Annotated in this window: 12 protein-coding genes and 1 tRNA gene; 7 read left to right on the top strand and 6 right to left on the bottom strand. The window is 63.9% G+C overall.

Annotation, left to right across the window (positions count from 1 at the left end):
• Positions 1-1,176 (top strand): methionine adenosyltransferase, encoded by a 1,176-nt coding sequence (gene metK / locus IE224_RS10110; protein WP_191310047.1) that lies wholly within the window; start codon positions 1-3, stop codon positions 1,174-1,176.
• A 51-nt stretch (positions 1,177-1,227) separates the two neighbouring features.
• On the opposite strand, the gene IE224_RS10105 is transcribed toward metK, so the two are convergent.
• Positions 1,228-1,704 carry a type II toxin-antitoxin system RatA family toxin gene (locus IE224_RS10105; protein ID WP_167621511.1) on the bottom strand — a complete coding sequence of 159 codons (477 nt, stop codon included), beginning with the start codon at positions 1,702-1,704 and terminating at the stop codon, positions 1,228-1,230.
• A gap of 78 nt (positions 1,705-1,782) precedes the next feature.
• Here IE224_RS10105 and IE224_RS10100 point away from each other — a divergent pair, with 78 nt between their 5' ends.
• Complete coding sequence (locus IE224_RS10100; protein ID WP_167621510.1) at positions 1,783-1,968, top strand: hypothetical protein; 186 nt, start codon at positions 1,783-1,785, stop codon at positions 1,966-1,968.
• 115 nt (positions 1,969-2,083) lie between these two features.
• Here the strand turns inward: IE224_RS10100 and ypfJ are convergent, their stop codons facing one another.
• Positions 2,084-2,929 carry a KPN_02809 family neutral zinc metallopeptidase gene (gene ypfJ / locus IE224_RS10095; protein ID WP_191310045.1) on the bottom strand — a complete coding sequence of 282 codons (846 nt, stop codon included), beginning with the start codon at positions 2,927-2,929 and terminating at the stop codon, positions 2,084-2,086.
• Positions 2,930-3,111: 182 nt separating this feature from the next.
• Between ypfJ and IE224_RS10090 the strand changes: the two genes are divergently transcribed.
• From IE224_RS10090 to IE224_RS10080, 3 genes are all read left to right on the top strand, one after another.
• Entirely contained in the window at positions 3,112-3,585 is a 474-nt protein-coding gene (locus tag IE224_RS10090) for a disulfide bond formation protein B (RefSeq protein WP_191310043.1), read from the top strand.
• Positions 3,586-3,736: 151 nt separating this feature from the next.
• Entirely contained in the window at positions 3,737-6,421 is a 2,685-nt protein-coding gene (gyrA, locus tag IE224_RS10085; protein ID WP_191310260.1) for a DNA gyrase subunit A, read from the top strand.
• A 46-nt stretch (positions 6,422-6,467) separates the two neighbouring features.
• Entirely contained in the window at positions 6,468-7,535 is a 1,068-nt protein-coding gene (locus tag IE224_RS10080; RefSeq protein ID WP_229849325.1) for an AI-2E family transporter, read from the top strand.
• A 34-nt stretch (positions 7,536-7,569) separates the two neighbouring features.
• On the opposite strand, the gene IE224_RS10075 is transcribed toward IE224_RS10080, so the two are convergent.
• From IE224_RS10075 to IE224_RS10060, 4 genes are all read right to left on the bottom strand, one after another.
• Positions 7,570-10,020: a DUF3772 domain-containing protein gene (locus tag IE224_RS10075; protein ID WP_191310041.1), complete on the bottom strand. Its 2,451-nt coding sequence runs from the start codon at positions 10,018-10,020 to the stop codon at positions 7,570-7,572.
• 5 nt (positions 10,021-10,025) lie between these two features.
• A complete protein-coding gene (locus IE224_RS10070) occupies positions 10,026-11,057 on the bottom strand; it encodes a cysteine synthase A (RefSeq protein WP_191310256.1) in 1,032 nt (343 codons plus the stop codon).
• A gap of 81 nt (positions 11,058-11,138) precedes the next feature.
• Positions 11,139-12,194 carry an NUDIX domain-containing protein gene (locus tag IE224_RS10065; protein ID WP_229849324.1) on the bottom strand — a complete coding sequence of 352 codons (1,056 nt, stop codon included), beginning with the start codon at positions 12,192-12,194 and terminating at the stop codon, positions 11,139-11,141.
• Positions 12,191-13,042, bottom strand: a complete 852-nt coding sequence (locus IE224_RS10060; RefSeq protein ID WP_191310039.1) for a hypothetical protein — start codon at positions 13,040-13,042, stop codon at positions 12,191-12,193. The genes IE224_RS10065 and IE224_RS10060 overlap by 4 nt, the downstream gene beginning before the upstream one ends.
• A gap of 97 nt (positions 13,043-13,139) precedes the next feature.
• On the opposite strand from IE224_RS10060, the gene IE224_RS10055 reads away from it, so the two are divergent.
• Positions 13,140-13,229: transfer RNA gene (locus IE224_RS10055), tRNA-Ser, on the top strand.
• A gap of 420 nt (positions 13,230-13,649) precedes the next feature.
• Positions 13,650-15,320 carry a DUF262 domain-containing protein gene (locus tag IE224_RS10050; protein WP_191310036.1) on the top strand — a complete coding sequence of 557 codons (1,671 nt, stop codon included), beginning with the start codon at positions 13,650-13,652 and terminating at the stop codon, positions 15,318-15,320.
• The last annotated feature ends 2 nt before the right edge of the window (positions 15,321-15,322 follow it).

The following is a 15,322-nucleotide window of genomic DNA, read 5'->3' as shown; positions in this document are numbered from 1 at the left end:
ATGGAATATTCGTTGTTTACCTCGGAATCCGTTTCCGAGGGCCATCCCGACAAGATCGCCGACCAGATTTCCGACGCGATCCTCGACGCCATCCTGGCCGAGGATCCGCGCGCTCGCGTGGCCTGCGAGACGATGGTCAAGACCGGCGTCGCCATCATCTCGGGCGAGATTTCGACCAATGCCTGGGTCGACCTGGAAAGCATCGTGCGCGGTGTCATCAACGACATCGGCTATACCTCGTCGGACGTCGGTTTCGACGGCGCGACCTGCTCGGTCATCAACATCATCGGCAAGCAGTCGCCCGAGATCAATCAGGGCGTCGATCGCGACAACCTTGAAGACCAGGGCGCGGGCGACCAGGGGCTGATGTTCGGCTATGCCTCGGACGAAACCGACGTGCTGATGCCGGCCCCCATCACCTATGCGCATCGTCTGGTGGAACGGCAGGCCAAGGTCCGCCGCGACGGCACCCTGAAGTGGCTGCGCCCGGACGCGAAGTCGCAGGTGACGCTGCGCTATGGTGCGGATGGCCGCCCCGAGGCGATCGACGCGGTGGTGCTGTCCACGCAGCACAACCCGGAAATCACCCTGTCCGACCTGCGCGAGGCCGTGATCGAGGAGATCATCAAGCCGGTGCTGCCCGCCGAATGGTTGTCGGACAACACCAAGTATTTCATCAACCCGACCGGCAAGTTCGTGATCGGCGGGCCGGTCGGCGATTGCGGGTTGACCGGGCGCAAGATCATCGTGGACAGCTATGGCGGCATGGCCCGCCACGGCGGTGGCGCGTTCTCGGGCAAAGATCCGTCCAAGGTGGACCGCTCGGCCGCCTATGCCGGCCGCTGGGTCGCCAAGAACATCGTCGCGGCCGGACTTGCCAGCCGCTGCGAGATCCAGGTCAGCTATGCCATCGGCGAGGCGCAGCCCACGTCGATCAGCCTGAATACCTTCGGGACGGAAACGGTCGCGCATGACAGGATCGTGGCAGCGGTGCGAGAGGTCTTCGACCTGCGCCCCTTCGCCATCATCCGCGACCTGGACCTGCTGCACCCGATCTATCGCCCCACCGCCAGCTACGGGCATTTCGGGCGCCAGCCTTACCAGCTGAACCGGGGCACGGCCTTCAGCTGGGAAAAGACGGACCGGGCCGAGGCGCTGAAGGCCGCACTGACCTGACATGGTCTGGTGGGGGTAACGCCCCGCCATGCCACCCGGTTGGCGAGGGTCTTACCCCACCTTGCCGGCGTCCGCGCCATAAAGCACCTTTGCGCGGGCCTCGAAGGCCCGCACGATCCGCACCATCGCCTCGTGGAAGACGACGCCGATAAGCCTTTGCAGGATCGCGTTGCGGAACTCGAAATCCACGAAAAACTCGACATGGCAGCCGCCTTCGGGACGGTCGGCGAAGGTCCAGCCGCTGCGCATGTACTTGAACGGGCCGTCCAGATATTCGGTGTCGATCCGCAGCGGTTCCTCCTGGGGCCACAGCACCACGCGGCTGCCGAAGCGTTCGCGGAAGACCTTGAAGCTGATGACCAGATCCGCCGCGATCTCCTCGGATCCGTCGGGGCGTTCGTCGCGGGACCGGATGCGGGCGGCGCTGTTCCAGGGCAGGAACTGAGGATAGCTTTCGATGTCCGCGACCAGGTCGTACATCTGCCGGGCGCTATAGGGAAGGTCGCGGGAATCCTGATGATGGGGCAAAGCAGTCTCGCAGGTTCGGTCTTGAAAGGCGACCCGCTCTCTGATCGAGTCGCCCCGATCTAGCAGGAGGGCGTTGCCGTGAACAACCTGATCTGGCTGCTTCGGGCATCGAAATGGGCGCGAAACCCGCCAAGCGCGCGCACCGTCAGGCTGGTGCTGCTGATCGTGGCGGCGGGCCTTGCGATCGCGGCGCTTGAATGGCTGCAGCTTTGGCCCGAATGGGCCACGCTGGACGAAGGCCGGGCGCCGCGCCTTCCGCGCTAGCGGCGGCGGCGCACCGGCACGGGCTTCGGCTGGGGGCGGCGGCGCAGCATCAGCGCACCGGTTGCCAGGGTCAGGATCGTCAACGTCGTCAGCATCGTCTTTCCTCCTGTTGCGGCTAGTTTCCTGCCGCGCTGAATGTGTCGCATTGGGCCATGTCGCCCGAGTTGAAGCCGCGCATCAGCCATTCCTGCCGCTGCGCCGCGCTGCCGTGGGTAAAGCTGTCGGGCACCGGCGTCCGGCCCGCATTCGACTGGATCACGTCGTCGCCCACGGCCTCGGCCGCGGACATCGCCTCTTCCAGGTCACCAGCCTCCAGGGTGCCGAAACGCTGCTGCGCCTGCCGCGCCCAGATGCCCGCATAGCAATCGGCCTGAAGTTCGGTCAGGACCGAGATCTGGTTGGCCTGCCGCTCACTCAACTGGCTGCGCAGGCGCTGTGTTTCACCCAGCACGCCGGTCAGGTTCTGGACATGGTGGCCGACCTCATGCGCGATGACATAGGCATAGGCGAAATCGCCCCCTGCCCCCATCCGGCTTGCCATCATGTCGAAGAAGTCGGTGTCCAGGTAAACCCGCTGGTCGTTCGGACAATAGAACGGGCCCATCGCCGAGGACGCACCCCCGCAGGCCGACTGAACGACGCCGCTGAACAGCACCAGCCGGGGTTCGGCATAGTCGATGCCAGCCTGCTGCGGCAGGACCTGGCCCCAGACCTCCTCGGTGTCTGCCAGCGTGACCGACACGAATTCGCCCCATTCCTGTTCCTCGCGGGTGATGGCGCGGTTTTCCTGCGGCCGGCCCTGATCCAGGCCCTGCACCACCGGCGAGATGTCGATGCCGAAGAAATAGCCCACGGCCAGGATCGCCAGCATCCCGACGATGCCAACGCCCCCTGCCCCGCCGGCACCCATGCCGCGCCGATCCTCGATATTGCTGCTGCCGCGCCGTCCACGCCATCGCATGTGCCGAGACCTCCTTTGGCCCCATGCCGCGGGGCCGTCATCACCAAAACACCGGCCCGTCCAGCGGGTTCCGCAAAGGGGCCTTCGCCTTCACGATCACAGCGCTGCGACGGAACTGCAAGGCGCTTGACGCGGGCGCCCGCTGGGCCGATCCACAAGGCCGGAACAGACCGGGGAATATCATGGACGAACGACAACTTTCCTTGCTGGCCGGGGCCGGGTCGGCGGCGCTGCTGATCGCCGCGCTTGGCTTTCAGGCCGTCGGCTATGCCCCGTGCGAATTGTGCATCCTGCAACGCTGGCCCCATGTCGCGGCGATCGCCGTGGCGTTGCTGGTCTGGTGGACGGGCCGGGTGCGGGCGTTGGCGGTCCTGGGCATGATCGCGGCGGGCATTGCGATGGGCCTTGCCATCTATCACACCGGCGTCGAGTGGAAGCTGTGGGCAGGCCCGTCGCATTGTTCCGGGACCATCGGCAACCTTGCCACCATGTCCCCCCAGGATCTGATGACGCGGTTGCAGAACGCCCCCGTGGTGCGCTGCGACGAGGTCGCCTGGCGCTTCCTGGGCCTGTCGATGGCGGCTTGGAACGCGATCTTTTCGGCAGGCTTGGCGATCATGTGGGGAATGGCGGCAAAACGGGCGAAACAGGCCTGAAAACGCGGCCCCAAGATTGCCTCCGGGGCTTGGGTCACCTATATGTAACTCAACAAGATGTTGAGGAAATCCCGTGGCCGACACCCCCGAAGACGACCTGCCCGAGACGCCCGGGGCGGGTGACGAAACCACCGCTCCGACCCGTCAGGTGATGCCCCATGACGGGCCGATGATCGACATCAGCGCCGAGATGCGGACCTCGTATCTGGACTATGCCATGTCGGTCATCGTCAGCCGGGCGATCCCCGACCTGCGCGACGGTCTGAAGCCCGTGCATCGCCGCATCCTGTACGCGATGGACGAATCCGGCAACACGCCCGACAAGGCCTATCGCAAGTCGGCGCGGCCCGTGGGCGATGTGATGGGCAAGTACCACCCCCATGGCGACGCGGCGATCTATGACGCGCTTGTGCGGATGGCGCAGGATTTCTCGATGTCGCTGCCGCTGCTGGACGGCCAGGGCAACTTCGGGTCGATGGACGGCGATCCCCCCGCCGCCATGCGTTACACCGAGGTGCGCATGGACAAGCCCGCGAACTTCCTGCTGATGGACATCGACAAGGACACGGTCGATTTCCAGGACAACTACGACGGCAAGGACCGCGAACCCACCGTCCTGCCCGCGCGCTTCCCGAACATGCTGGTCAACGGCGCGGGCGGCATTGCCGTCGGCATGGCGACCAACATCCCGCCCCACAACCTGGGCGAGGTGATCGACGCCACCCTTGAACTGATCGACAACCCCGACCTGCCGACCGAGCGCCTGCTGGAGATCATTCCCGGCCCCGACTTTCCCACCGGGGCGCTGATCCTGGGCCGGTCCGGCGCGCGCAAGGCCTATCTGGAAGGCCGGGGCAGCGTCATCATCCGCGCCAGGACGCATATCGAGGAACTGCGCAAGGACCGTTGGGCCATCGTCATCGACGAGGTTCCCTATCAGGTCAACAAGTCCAGCCTGATCGAACGCATCGCGGAACTGGCCAAGGAAAAGCGGGTCGAAGGCATCGCCTCGGTTCAGGACGAATCCGACCGCCACGGCGTGCGCGTCGTTGTGGAACTGCGCCGCGACGCCACGCCAGACGTGGTGCTGAACCAGTTGTTCCGCTTTACCGCGCTGCAGACCAGCTTCGGCTGCAACATGCTGGCGCTGAACGGCGGCAGGCCCGAACAACTGACGCTGCGCGACTTCCTGACCCACTTCATCACCTTCCGCGAGGAAGTGGTCGCCCGCCGCACCGCATACGAATTGCGCAAGGCCCGCGAACGCAGCCATGTGCTGTGCGGCCTGGCCGTGGCCGTCAGCAATGTCGATGAGGTCGTGGCGACGATCCGGTCCTCGGCTGACGCGGCGGAGGCGCGCGAGCGGCTGATGGAACGCCGCTGGCCGGCCCATGACATCCTGGAATACCTGCGCCTGATCGACGATCCGCTGCATCCGGTGAACGAGGACGGGACCTATAACCTGTCCGAAACCCAGGCCCGCGCGATCCTGGACCTGCGCCTGCAGCGCCTGACCCAGCTTGGCGTCCAGGAAGTCACCAGCGAATTGCAGCAACTGGCCGATTCGATCCGCGACTATCTGGCGATCCTGGGGTCGCGGGAAAGGATCATGGGCATCATCAGCGACGAGCTGCGCGAGGTGCGCGAACTGTTCGCTGTGCCCCGGCGGACCGAGATCACCGAATGGTCCGGCGACATGCTGGACGAGGATCTGATCGAGCGCGAGGACATGGTCGTCACCATCACCTCGGGTGGATACATCAAGCGCACGGCCCTGGCCGAGTTCCGGTCGCAGCGTCGTGGCGGCAAGGGACTGTCGGGGATGGCGACCAAGGAAGACGACGTGGTCACCACGCTGTTCGTCGCCAATACCCATACCGAACTGCTGTTCTTCACCACGGACGGCATGGTCTATCGGCTGAAGACCTGGCGGCTGCCGCTGGGCGGGCGGACCGCCAAGGGCAAGGCCATCGTCAACATCCTGCCGATCGAGCCGGGCGTGTCCATCGCCGCGCTGATGCCGGTCGATGCGCCGGAAACCGAATGGGAGAACTATCAAGCGGTCTTTGCGACCTCGGATGGGGACGTGCGCCGCAACGCCTTGTCGGATTTCGCCAATGTGCGGTCCAACGGCAAGATCGCCATGAAGCTGCCTGATGGCGTGGAACTGGTTGGCGTTCGCATGGCGACGGTGGATGACGACGTGATGCTGGTCACCGCGCTTGGCCGGGCTATCCGCTTCCCGACGACCGATGTGCGCGTCTTCAAGGGCCGCGATTCCACGGGCGTCCGGGGCATCAGGCTGGCCGATGGCGACCGCGTGGTCAGCATGTCCGTGATCCGCCACTTCGAGGCCGATCCAGCCGAACGCGCCGCCTATCTGAAGATGCGCCGCGCGGTCGAAGGCGCCCTGGACGACGGGGCCGAGGCCGACGAGGACGAGGAAGCCGTGGCCGAGGGCGCGGTGACCCAGGAACGCTATGCCGAAATGTCGGCGGCCGAGGATCTGATCCTGACCATCACGGCAGGGGGCGCGGGCAAGATCAGTTCCAGCCATGACTATCCGGTGCGCGGGCGCGGCGGCCAGGGGGTGATGGCCATGGACAAGGCCATGCGGGGCGGCGCGCTTGTCGCCAGCTTCCCGGTGGAAATGGACGACCAGATCATGCTGGCGACTTCCACGGGCCAGTCGATCCGGGTGCCGGTGGACGGCATCAGCTTCCGGTCGCGCAGCGCGGGCGGTGTCCGGGTCTTCAGTACTGCCGCGGGCGAAGAAGTGGTCTCGGTCGCGCGGATCGCCGAACAGGGCGATACCGAGGAAGCGCCCGACGCATGAACCAGGGCCCGGCATCGTCCGGGCCCTTTTTCCACGTGAGGACAGCTTGACCCCATCCAGCGAAGATGTGCTGCGCCAAAGGCTCCAGACGGGGTTCCTGGGCATCATCGCCTTTTCGCTGGTCCTGTTCCTGCTGTTCCAGGCGCGCTTCGTGCTGATTTGCCTTGCGATCGCGGTGATCCTGTTCTCGCTGACCTCGGACGCGATCCACGCGATCTCGACCCGGCTGAAGGTGCCGAACTGGCTTGCCACCACGCTGGCGCTGATCGGCATCACGCTGGGGCTGATATGGCTGTCCACCACGATCATGTCCCAGGTCAACGAGGTCGTGGGCCGCGCCATCACCTATGCCGAATCCGTGCAGGTGGCGCTGACGGCCCTGATCGAGCGTTTCGGCCCCGAGGCGCAGACGCGGCTTCTGGCGGCCTTGACCGAGTTCAACATCACCGGATGGCTGCGCTCGCTTGCAGGACAGGCCTCGGGGCTCTTGTCGGGTAGCCTGCTGGTGATCCTGTTCGTGGGCTTCATGTTCGCGGAACGCGCCTGGCTGCCGATCAAGGTCGAACGGCTGACGGGCGATCCCGACCAGGCGCTGCGCGTGCGGCTGATCATGGCCTCGATCATGCGGCGGGTGAACCGATACCTGGTGGTCAAGACATTCGTCAGCGCGCTGACCGCCGCCGGTGTCTGGCTGATCTATGTGGTGGCCGGGCTGGAACTGGCGATGGCGATGGCGCTGCTGACCTTCGTGCTGAACTTCATCCCCAATATCGGCTCGGTCATCGCCTGGGGGATCACGGTGGCCTTGGCCTTCGTGCTGACAGGCGATTCGACCGCCACCATCGCCGTGGGCTTTGCCTGTCTGCTGGTCCACTTCGTGCTGGGCAATATCCTGGACCCGATGCTGACCGGCCAGACGCTTCAGCTGTCCAGCTTCGGGATCATCCTGTCGCTGGCCTTCTGGGGCGCGATCTGGGGCATCGCGGGCGCCTTCCTGGCCGTGCCGATCATGGTCGCGGTGATGATCGTCTGCTGGCACATCCCCTGGCTGCGCCCCGTCGCGATCCTTTTGTCGCGCGAGGGACTGGCCGATGTGGATCCGGTCGGGCGCTAGAAGCCTCCGGCGTTCCGCCCCTGCACGCCAAAGCCTATCGCCTGTCCGAAGCAGGCGCTTCTGTTTCGTCCTCGGCCACGGCCTTGCGGTCCGCTGGAACCCCGTCGCCCTCCTCGGGCGTGGACCGCAGCCTTGGCGCCGGAACCGAGGCTTTCAACGCTTCGGGGTTGCGCAGCCAGATGTCGCGCTGCGCATAGGGGATCTCGATGTTTTCCTCGGCAAAGCGTTCGACGATGCGGTGGTTGATCTCGTTCTGGACGGCGCCCTTGCCGTTCACGTCGGTCACGACGACATACATGCTGAAGTTAAGGCCGTCCGCGCCAAAGCCGCTGAACAGCACAAAGGGGGCCGGATCGATGGTGACGGTCGGCTGGTCCTCGGCGATCTCGCGCAGGATTTGGGACACCCGGCGGGTATCGCTGCCGTAAGCCACGCTTACGGTGATGGTGATGCGCCCCATCAGGCTGCCGCGCGTCCAGTTCGTGACCTGCTGCGTGATCAGGTCGCCGTTCGGGATGATCACCTGCTGGCGGTCGAAGGTCTCGATCTGGGTGGACCGGACCGAGATCCGCCGGACGATGCCCTGCTGCGTGCCCACGCCGATCCAGTCGCCCACGCCCACCGGCCGCTCGATCAGCAGGATGATGCCCGACACGAAGTTCGACACGATGTTCTGCAAGCCGAAACCGATGCCGACCGACAGCGCACCGGCGACGATGGCAAAGGACGACAGGTTTATCCCGGCCGAGGTGATCGCCAGCAGCGCCGCCAGGATGATGCCGATATAGCCGATGCCGGACACAAGGGCGTTCTGGCCCCCCGGATCCAGCTTGGTCTTCGGCAGGACGGATGTGCGCATCGCCCCCTGCACCGCGCGGGTGATGGAATAGCCGATGGCAAAGACCAGCAGGAACATCAGCACCGCGCCGGGCGACAGGCGCACGCCGCCCAGGGTGATGCCCTGCCGGAAGCGGTTCCAGTATTCTGCCAGTTCGTTGCCCGACGCACCCCAGATCAGCAGGAAGATCGGGATCGACAGCAAGACCAGGGCAAAACCGATCAGCAGCGGCGCCAGCCCGTCGCGCGCGCCTTCCTGGCCGCGCTTGAGCATGTTGAACAGGTCCGCGATGAAGTCCTGCAGCAGGATCAGCAGGCCCAGCATGGCAAGGGTCTGGATCCAGGGCCAGATCAGCAGGTTGCCGATATTGACGTAACCGATGGCCGCAGCGATCACCGCCGCGATGGCCAGCGGCCGGCTCAGCGTGCCCGCAAAGGACAGGACGCGATGGCGATAGCTGGCGCCGGGCTGGTCGGGCCAAGGCTTCAACCGGCGCAGGATCACGCCCAGCTTGAACAGCAGTGCCCCCGCGATCACGATCAGCACGAAATGCCAGACAACGGCCGCGCCTTCGGCGAAATCCAGCGGCACGCGCTCTAGCCGGGCGTTCCGCTCGGCCAGGCCCGACAGCGGCAGGAAGGCGACCGAGGCGACATGATGGACCGCCAGGGCAAGCGCCAGGGAATTGATCAGCCAGCGTGCATTCTGGCGTTTTTCCGGGGGAACGTTCAGCGTGTCATAGGCGACCGACTTTGTGGGAAACAACTGCCGTGCCAGCCAGGCGGCCCCGAACAGGATCACCGCCGCGACGGGCAAGGCGTCCAGGAAAGGCCGCGTCCAGGGACCAAAGATCTCTGTCGCCGTCAGGGCGCTGATCAGCAGATAGATCCCGATCATCGGCAGCACGATCTGAGCCAGCGACACGACAAAGGCCACCACGGCGCGCGAATAATCCATCGCCCGCGCCGACAGGCGCGAGGGAAGCGTTTCCACCCAATGCCGTCCCAGCGTCAGCAGCAGCAGCGCCGCGATCAGATATCCGGCGACCTGCGGCAACCGGGGCCGAATCTCGTTCCATGTGGCGCGTTCGTTGATCCGCTGGCCGGTGTTTTCCCAGATCCCGTTGACCAGCCGGGTCGTCTCCGATGCCGCCAGCAGCCAGTTGCCCGGCAGCACCGGCGAGGTAGAAAGCCTTGCCAGTTCGCTGACCTGCCGTTCGCTCAACACCTGGTCGATCCGCCGGATCAAGGCGTCGGCCCGGCTGAAAGCCTCGACTGCGGCAAGGCGGGGGGCCTGCAATTCGGCAAGCTGCGCCTGCAATTCCGCGCGGCGCGCAGCGATGTCCTCGGGTTCCGTGGCCCCTTCGGCCGGCGCCGGACCCAAGGAGGCGATCTGCCCCTCCACCGTGGCGATGCGGTCGGCGTTGATCCCCTGCGCATCCTCGAACTGCCTGCGCCATTCGACGACGCGGGCACGGATGTCGTTCAGTTGCGCAGCCGGCGTGTCGGCATTGCCGGCCAGTTCCTCGCTCTGGGTCGCGACACGTTCCCAGGTCTGGTAATTGGGAACCGTCGGTTCTTGCGCCCAGGCAGGAGACACATGGAGGGTCAGGACCGTCAGGACGACAGCCAGGAACGCACGGATCATGGGGGTCAGCCTTCGTAAACTTCGGGAATGTCGGCCGCTTCGCGGGTCAGCCAGCCAGGCACGGGCAGGCCCTTGGCACGCAGGAAGTCCGGGTTGAACAGCTTGGTCTGGTAGCGGTTGCCATAGTCGCACAGGATCGTGACGATCCTGTGGCCCGGCCCCATGTCGCGCGCCATGCGGATCGCGCCCGCGACGTTGACGCCCGATGAGCCGCCCAGGCAAAGGCCCTCGTGTTCCAGCAGGTCGAAGACCACCGGCAGCGCCTCGGCGTCGGGGATGCGATAGCTGAAGTCCGGGGTGAAACCCTCCAGGTTCGCGGTGATGCGCCCCTGCCCGATGCCTTCGGTGATCGAGCTTCCGGGCGCATCGAACTCGCCCGTGGTATAAAAGGAATGCAGCGCCGCGCCTTCGGGGTCTGCCAGGCCGATCTTCACGCCCCTGGGCTGCAAGGCCTCGGCCACGCCCGCCAGCGTGCCGCCAGAACCCACCGCGCAGATGAAGCCGTCGACCTTGCCGCCGGTCTGGTCCCAGATCTCGGGGCCGGTGGTTTCCACATGGGCCTGGCGGTTGGCGGTGTTGTCGAACTGGTTGGCCCAGATCGCGCCATTGGGTTCGGTTCGGGCCAGCGCCTCAGCCAGGCGGCCGGAATAGCGGACATAGTTGTTGGGGTTCTTGTAGGGGGCCGCCGGAACCTCGACCAGATGCGCGCCGGCAAGGCGCAGCATGTCCTTTTTCTCCTGGCTCTGGGTTTCCGGGATCACGATGACCGAGCGGAAGCCCATCGAGGCGCCGACAAGCGCCAGCCCGATGCCGGTATTGCCCGCAGTGCCCTCCACGATCGTGCCGCCGGGCCGCAGCGCGCCGCGGGCCACCGCGTCCTTGATGATGTAGAGCGCGGCGCGATCCTTGACCGACTGGCCGGGGTTCATGAACTCGGCCTTGCCCAGGATTTCGCAGCCCGTCGCCTCGCTGGCCTGGCGCAGGCGGATCAGGGGCGTGTTGCCGATCATGTCGGCCAGGTCGGGGCAAATTCGCATGGTCAAGCAACCTTCCGGTCTGGATCAAGTTCCGCGCTAACTACACATGGCCCCCGCCAGGGCACAACCCCGCCCCCCTGTTCAGACCTGCCCAAGCGCAGCCCGGATCGTGTCCTTTCGCAGTTCCAGCCACAGCGACAGCATGGCCAGGGGGCCGTTTGCCACCTGACCCGACATGGCCATCCGGGCCAGGTCGCTGCGGCCGATCACATGACCGCGAATGTCCTCGGCTTCGGTTTCCAAGCCGTGGACGCCCTCGATCCCGTCGGGCAGATCGGCGATGCCGACATAAAGATAGAGATATTCGCCCAGCACACCGGGGCTGGGATAGTGGTGGATCGCCGGGAACAGGCGGGTCAGCGGCAGGTTCGCTTCCTCGCGCGCCTCGCGCAGGGCTGCCTGCTCGACCGTCTCGCCCGCGTCGACGCGACCGGCGACGGCCTCTAGCAGCCAGGGCTGCGGGTCGCGGCGGAACACTGGGGCCATGCGGAACTGCTCGATCAGAAGCACGCGGTCGCGGACCGGATCCCAGGGCAGCACCACGACCGCATCACCTGACACAAGCGCCTCGCGAGGCAGGTCCGGGGTCATCCCGCCCGCATGGGTCCGATGCCGCAGCTTGCAGACCTGGACCGAGAAGAAGCCGCCATAGGCTTCGTGCTGTTCAAGGATCTGGACATCCTCGGGCGCGCGACGATCGACCAGCGGGCTGCCGGAATAAGGGCTTTCCGACCCCCGCAGTTCCGAGGCCGCAATCACCCCGATCATCGTCAGCCGCTTGGCGATATCCCCGGCGGGCCGATCTGGGGGCGCGGTCAGGATATGCCGTGCGATTCCGGCGGCAAGGGCAGGCTGCGCCTCGCCCTCGGTCTTGCCATCGCCCAGGCCCAGGATGCCGTTTCGCGGCTTCAGATCCATCACGGCGGAATATCGATCCAGGGCCGGATTGGGCGTGACCCGGACCGCGCGAACGGTCCCCCCGCCCCCCTCGAGCCGGGGCCAGCCGTCCTTGTCGATCCCGGCCCGCGCGCCGCCTGCAAGCCTGCCCGGCAGGACTTCGGACCGGCCATCCAGGCCCAGGACCTGCAGCATGTCGGGATGGGCCAGGACGCCCACCAGAAGAACGGTGCCGCTCACAGTTGGCGCCCCCTCAGTTCCGCGGCGGCGGCCAGGCCCATGTCCTGCGAGGTCCGCGTGAACACGCCGTCAAACCCTGCAAACATCACGCGCGCCAAGGCCCGGCCCCCGTCCGACTGGGCGAAGATCGTGTAAAGGTCCAGCTGCGCGTCGCTGAGGGACGCATAGGCCAGGAACAGATAGGCGCCGATCCAGCTTTCCGTGTCGGCCCGCATCCGCGGTTCCTCGGCCCAGGCGTCGGCGATCATCTGGTCCTCGCCCATGGGCATCGGAAAGCCTCCGCCCGCCTCGAACCCGCGGGCAAAGGCGACCGAGGCGTTCAGGCCGCCCGCCACGTTCGGCTCGATCAGGTCGGCGGCCTGGATCAGGCGCTCGATTCGGTCCGCGCGGGGTGTGGACTGTCGCTGCGCCTGTTCCCAGGCCCGGCGCGCGGCCTCCTCGACCTTGTCGTCCAGCATGGCGACGCGGGCGCGGGTCTCCAGGGCCAGAAGCTGCCGCCCCAGGCCGGTCCGGTAGAAGGCAAGCCCTGCCTGAAGATGCGCCGGATCGGTCGAGGGCAGCGCCTCGGCAACCCCGCGCAGGAACAAGGCGCGGATGCGCGCGGGCGTATGGATCGCCGCAACCTGTTCCAGCCACCGGCCGGTCCCGCCGCGCGGAAACATGGTCGCGGCCATCTCGCGACCCTCGGCCAGGGCCTCGTCGCGCAGGGTGGGCGCAAGCTGGTCAAGCTGCATCACCTCCCACAGGATCCGTGCCGCCTGCTGGTGCTGCGGGGCGGGCGGCGCGGGCTGCGCATGACCGGGTTGTGCGAAGGCGACCAGAAAGCAGAAACACAAGAACCGCAGCATCGGGCATCCTTTCCTGATACAGGTGTTTTTTCGACAGAAAGCACTTGCGCTTCAACCCCTACCCCTCTAAATCCCCGCCTCACCACCCCAAAAGCGCGGAGAGGTGCCGGAGTGGTCGAACGGGGCGGTCTCGAAAACCGTTGAGCCTTCACGGGTTCCGTGGGTTCGAATCCCACCCTCTCCGCCAATAATCATTGATTTCGTTAGTAAAAAGCGGCTTTTTTCCGCTTTACCCGCTATACCACCCTCCATCCGGTAAACGGTTGAAAATGTACATGTACCGACCCGGTGCTCGGGTTAGCACTGGGGCAAGCCTACCCACTGGCTTGACAGGAGAAGGCGCATGGCGAACTAAAAACTCCACAGTTGCTGACGTTGATGAGCAAAAGTGCCAATTGGTCAGTGCCGAAGCTTACTCGAATGCCTCAGCTACTAAGCATCGATTTTTGTCGCTGCGTACTAAGAAGCGTTGCGGAGCCTGCTCCACCTAATCAGATGGAGAACGTTAGCAACGCACTCCTCCCCAGAACTTCCACACGCAGACGGGTCTGATACATTGCTGCCAAGAATCGCCAACCGCGCGAAATGAACAAATGAGGCCGAGGGCATGCTGGGATCAATCGAGCGCATTGATGTGCATCTGGATGGAATTGGACACCTGATCTCAGACAGGAAAATCGAGGTACCGGCTTACCAGCGCTCGTTTGCGTGGGAAATTGATCAGATTACAGATTTGTTGCGAGACATCAGCGACGCAATTCGCGCTAACTCTCCGGAATACTTCCTCGGAACTATCGTTTTGACACCTGCGGAAAACGACAAGGTGCATGTTATCGACGGACAGCAGCGTATTGCTTCGACGCTAATCTTCATCGCTCAGGTGAGAAACTATCTTCGGGCACGCGGGGATGCAGAGCGCGCGGAAACCATTCAAGCAGAGTACATAGCTCGTCGCGACCGGCGCACGCTTGAAACGCATGCGAACGTAGTTCTGAATGAAAGCGATAACCCCTTCTTTCAGGGAGCTATCATAGAGGATACCATTACCGCGCCTAGCACCGAGGCTCACAAACGTATTGCAGACGCGAAGAAAATTGCAGGAGAGTTCGTACAAAGAATTACGGACCAATCCCATGAACCAATAGAGGCATTAAACGATTGGCTGGACTTCATCGACAACAAGGCGAAAGTCATTGTTGTTAATGTCAGCAGCAAAGCCAACGCTTATACTATCTTCGAAGTTTTAAACGACCGAGGCATTGACCTCTCAATTGCAGATCTTCTTAAGAACTACTTGTTTCGAATTTCCGAGACGAGACTTGGCGAGGTTCAAGACGCTTGGACCAGTATGCGCAGCCGAATTGAGAGTGTAGACAACGAAAAGGAAATAAAAACATTTATTCGGCATGTCTGGTCCTCGAAGTACGGATTGACGCGCGAGCGAGAGCTGTATGACCGCATCAAAGAGCGTGTGACCGGACGCCAGCAAGCCGTGGACTTTTCAGTAGAACTTAACAACTCAGCGGCAGATTATGTAGCGCTTCAAAATCCAGGCAATCCAAAGTGGCGTGCGCTCGGCTCTGCAACGCAAGATGCAATTTATGCGTTGGCTGAACTTCGTGTCACTCAAAGCAGACCACTGATCCTGGCGATTTTGCGAAAATTCACGGACGCAGAAATACGACGGGCATTGCCCATGCTGGTTTCTTGGACAGTTCGCTTCCTAATTGGCGGATCAGGAGGCAGCGGGACACTAGAAAATCTCTTCTCCTCGACAGCAGAAAAAGTATCAACTGAGGAAATCGCGACAGCACGCCAGTTATATGAGGCTACTCGTGCGACGCTCCCCACAGACGCTACCTTCCGGGAAGCATTTTCCAATGCCAGCGTTGCGAAAAACTACCTTGCTCGCTTCTACCTTCGTTCCATTGCCAGCCATGATAATCCAGAGGGTGAATACCGGATTAGCCAGCACCATGACGACGTTAATCTAGAGCATATCTTGCCTCAAAATCCAGGCGAGAACTGGAGTAATATCTCAGCGGAGGACGCTACTAACTGGTACAAGCGGTTGGGCAACCTAACCATCATGGATAGTGCCCTGAATGTAGCTGCGGCGAACGCATCCTTCGATGAAAAAAAGAAGATTTATGCTCAGTCTCAGATTGAGATCACCCGGTCACTCTCCGAGGTCAAAGAGTGGACGTTGGATGCAATCCAAGTAAGACAGAATGAATTGGCAGACAAGGCGGTAAAGCTTTGGAAGCTTACACCATAACG

Source organism: Paracoccus aerius, from assembly GCF_014656455.1.
GTDB classification, from domain to species: Bacteria; Pseudomonadota; Alphaproteobacteria; order Rhodobacterales; family Rhodobacteraceae; genus Paracoccus; species Paracoccus aerius.
This window is presented reverse-complemented; position numbering and strand designations above follow the sequence as displayed.

Excerpts from the sequence above, each read along its gene's own strand:
- metK (WP_191310047.1), top strand. The coding sequence starts at position 1 with ATGGAATATTCGTTGTTTACCTCGGAATCCGTTTCCGAGGGCCATCCC.
- ypfJ (WP_191310045.1), bottom strand. The coding sequence starts at position 2,929 with ATGCGATGGCGTGGACGGCGCGGCAGCAGCAATATCGAGGATCGGCGC.
- IE224_RS10090 (WP_191310043.1), top strand. The coding sequence starts at position 3,112 with ATGGACGAACGACAACTTTCCTTGCTGGCCGGGGCCGGGTCGGCGGCG.
- gyrA (WP_191310260.1), top strand. The coding sequence starts at position 3,737 with ATGCCCCATGACGGGCCGATGATCGACATCAGCGCCGAGATGCGGACC.
- IE224_RS10075 (WP_191310041.1), bottom strand. The coding sequence starts at position 10,020 with ATGATCCGTGCGTTCCTGGCTGTCGTCCTGACGGTCCTGACCCTCCAT.
- IE224_RS10070 (WP_191310256.1), bottom strand. The coding sequence starts at position 11,057 with ATGCGAATTTGCCCCGACCTGGCCGACATGATCGGCAACACGCCCCTG.
- IE224_RS10060 (WP_191310039.1), bottom strand. The coding sequence starts at position 13,042 with ATGCTGCGGTTCTTGTGTTTCTGCTTTCTGGTCGCCTTCGCACAACCC.
- IE224_RS10050 (WP_191310036.1), top strand. The coding sequence starts at position 13,650 with ATGCTGGGATCAATCGAGCGCATTGATGTGCATCTGGATGGAATTGGA.